The 3251-nt window shown below is 46.4% G+C and carries 3 protein-coding genes; all 3 read right to left on the bottom strand.

Annotation, left to right across the window (positions count from 1 at the left end):
- Positions 1-964 (bottom strand): Gfo/Idh/MocA family oxidoreductase (locus PF479_RS14265; protein ID WP_298007771.1); only part of this gene is annotated, 964 nt, incomplete at its 3' end.
- A gap of 2 nt (positions 965-966) precedes the next feature.
- Positions 967-2853 carry a thiamine pyrophosphate-dependent enzyme gene (locus tag PF479_RS14270; RefSeq protein WP_298007773.1) on the bottom strand — a complete coding sequence of 629 codons (1887 nt, stop codon included), beginning with the start codon at positions 2851-2853 and terminating at the stop codon, positions 967-969.
- Between the two features lie 2 nt (positions 2854-2855).
- Positions 2856-3251 (bottom strand): carbohydrate ABC transporter permease (locus PF479_RS14275; RefSeq protein WP_298007775.1); only part of this gene is annotated, 396 nt, incomplete at its 5' end.

Below are 3251 nucleotides of genomic sequence, written 5' to 3' on the forward strand. Positions count from 1 at the left end.
CTGTTAAAAGGGGAGCCTCCCGGCCCTTCATGGCATTGATGAAGTTATAGGTTGCATTTCTGAATCCTGAGGACCAGTCAGATTCCAGATCTTCATAATGATTCCATTTTGAGCCGTTAAAATGGCTGAGAGCCGGTCCGGTTCGGAGTAAGCCTGTCGCCCTGTTGACCAGAATAATTCCTTTGGAACCGGTTATTTCGAACCATTCATCATTGGCATAGTAATCAGAAGGCATATCCATATCCCAGCAATGAGTATAGTCACAGCTTCCGTATTTAATGCCGTCTTTGTATTTCCATATGATATTGGCGGGACAGTCGACAATTCCGTCGGCCGAGTCGATCCAGGCTGAGACCCGGTCAATATCGCCCATAAGATACCAGGCGACACACCACATATGATGTCCGTGATCAAAGGTCTGCATACCCCGGCCCTCAATGTTTTCCTGCATCCGCCATTCCCAGGTACTGGGATCAATATCCCATCCGCCGGATGAGCCACTGATGAACTTTATCCGCATATTGATCGGCTCTCCGATGGCTCCGCTGTCTATAAGTTCTTTTGCTTTTTGCAGAGGAGGGTAGAAGATGTAATTTTCAATAACCTTATAGACTCTGTCCAGGTCTTTTACGGAGGTCAGCATTCTATCGGCGCTGTCCAGGCTTATGGTCATCGGTTTTTGTACCATTATATGTTTACCGGCCGCGGCAGATTCAATAACCAGAGTCTCATGAAGCTTTTGAGGGGTTAATATTTCGATGGCATCAATCGCAGGGTCCGCTATCATTTCCCGGTAATCTTTATAATACTTCACGGCTCCCCATTCTTTCTTTTTCGCCAACCCTGTTGCTTCGTTTCTGGTTGACACACCATAGATTCTCGCTTCCTTATGATCTTTGTATCCAAGAGCATGGAGATCAGAAATTCTTCCCAGTCCAATGAGTCCTACATTTATCTTGTCCATTTTTACAGTCCTATCCTATGTTTTTCCTGTTGTACTGATTCACACCAGTTTCCGACGTTCCAGTTTCCAAATGCACCCAGTCCTCCCAGTTCATGATCCCCGCTGTAAACAGGAATAGAAACAAGAGATAAACCTTTATATTGATAGGCCGACTCCAGGGCCTGATTTAGTTGATTGATTGATGATCCTCCATCAAATGATGCGACCCCCTTGAACGCAGCTGCCAGTTGGAGATAATCAACCTCAACGGAATCATTTGTTGCAAACTCTTTGCCGTATTGGGCCTGCTGCAAACCACTGATGGCGGCCATTTTTCGGTTGTCAAGAAGTACAATCATTCCCTGTACTCCGAATTGAACTGCATCAAGAAGAATCTGTGGATTCATCAAAAAACTGCCATCCCCGGTAAATGCTATGGAATATTCCTTCTCCTCAGCCATGGCATAGGCAAGGAGAGCCGATACGGCAAAACCCATATAGGAAGATCCTGTATCCGTATATGTTTTACGGGGTACATTATCCCTGACCAGTTGAAAGCCATTGGCCTGTACATCTCCCGCATCAAATATTTTGACAGCCTTCTTCCCGTCGGCAAAGCTGATGATCTGGTCTAGGGCGGCAGGTTGAGTCAGAAGGGCTCTCCCCCACTTATCATCCTGAAGAACCGGATTGTTAAATCTTTTTTGTCTGAATTCGTCCCATTCCTTTCTCTTCAATTTACAGCGGGATATCCATTCTTGTTTTCCGGATACTATATTCTCTTCTCTTTCTTCCATTATTGAATTCAGTTGTTTAAGAATCTCACCACAGTCAGCTAAGAGAGGGAGGGTTTTATTGTATTGAAGAGCATCTTCCCATCGGGTATTTATGTTTATTATCTGCTGTGTGTTTTTCCATGCCGTTCCTGATGAATCCCATTGGCAGACTCCTCTGGCTCCCAGAACTATAAGGAGTTCGCAGTTTTCCATGGCATAGTTACCCGATATAGACCCTTTTGAGCCTCCCACAGTCATATTTCTTTCATGATTGCCGGGGAGTAAACCCGGAACCTGGGGACCATGAACATAAACAGCCCCTGAAAGTTCAATAAACCGGGAGAGAACCGGGGGATCAATATTCCGGGCTCCACCTCCGGCTTTCACCGTAATCCTGGAATATTGTCTTATTAAATCTACAGCGGCTCTGCATCCATCCTTATCGGCCCGGGCGGCTGACGGGAACCTGGCAGGAACTGGAAGTTCCTTCAGGTTCATGTTCTCCATGATCTTTCCCTGGACATTCATGGGAAGGAGCATGAAAAATGGGCCTTCTCTCATGGGGTTGAAAACCGTGTTGTATCCCCATTTTAAAGCTGTAAAAAGTGCTTCGGGAGTGTTCAGGGAGTAAGATCCGCCCATGGCTGAAGTGATCCTGAGAAACATATCCTGCTCTCTGTTTGCTATCTGCTGCATGTTCGGGCCTTCATTATGAGTTGTTTCATCTCCAAAAATGTAGTAAACCCCCAGCCCGTTTGACTTCGGGACAAGAGAAGCTGCAAAGGCTTGTAGAGCACCGGGGCCAATAGAAGTAAAAACCGCTGCATATTCACCATACTGCCATCTAAGCTGAGCAGCCGTATGTGACGCCTCTATCTCATTCCGGACGTTATACACCTCCACGAGGCCTTTCTCCTGATACACACGGAGGACTTCACCCACATCTGTTGTACCATGACCGAATATACCGACAAATTTCCGTACTCCCTGATTCAACAGTCCCAGGACCAGAGCCTCAGACAGGGACACATCCTGAAACTGTTTCAGAACCGCGCTATCCAGTGCGGATCGGAGAGAACCTGCCTTTTTGATCTTAACGGCTCGTTGTATTCTTTCTTCTAGATGATTACTCATTCTTACTCCTTTACAGCACCCATAGAAAGGCCGTGGATGAAATGTTTTTGCATAAATATAAAGAGGAGAAGGGTTGGTATAGTTGCCATAAGAGCTCCGGCAGCCTGGTTCCCCCAGGCTAATCCATACTGGCCCCGGAGCTGCAGAATCCCCATCTGTATGGTCATCCTGAATTCTGATTTAATCAGAATCAGTGGCCATAAAAAATCATTCCAGATCCAGGTAAACTGAAGGATGATCAGAGCTGTCAGTGAGGGCCGGGCCAGGGGAAGCATGATGCGAAAAAGAACCTGCCAGTCATTACATCCATCCAGCATGGCCGATTGTCTCAGAGAATCGGGAATGTCTCTAAAGAAATTGGTCATCATAAGGGTACATATTGGTATTCCGAAACCCAC

Origin of the sequence: Oceanispirochaeta sp. (assembly GCF_027859075.1) — a bacterium.
GTDB lineage: Bacteria > Spirochaetota > Spirochaetia > DSM-2461 > DSM-2461 > Oceanispirochaeta.

What these genes read in the sequence shown, in the direction of transcription:
- PF479_RS14270 (WP_298007773.1), bottom strand. Translation starts at nt 2,853, where the DNA reads ATGAGTAATCATCTAGAAGAAAGAATACAACGAGCCGTTAAGATCAAA.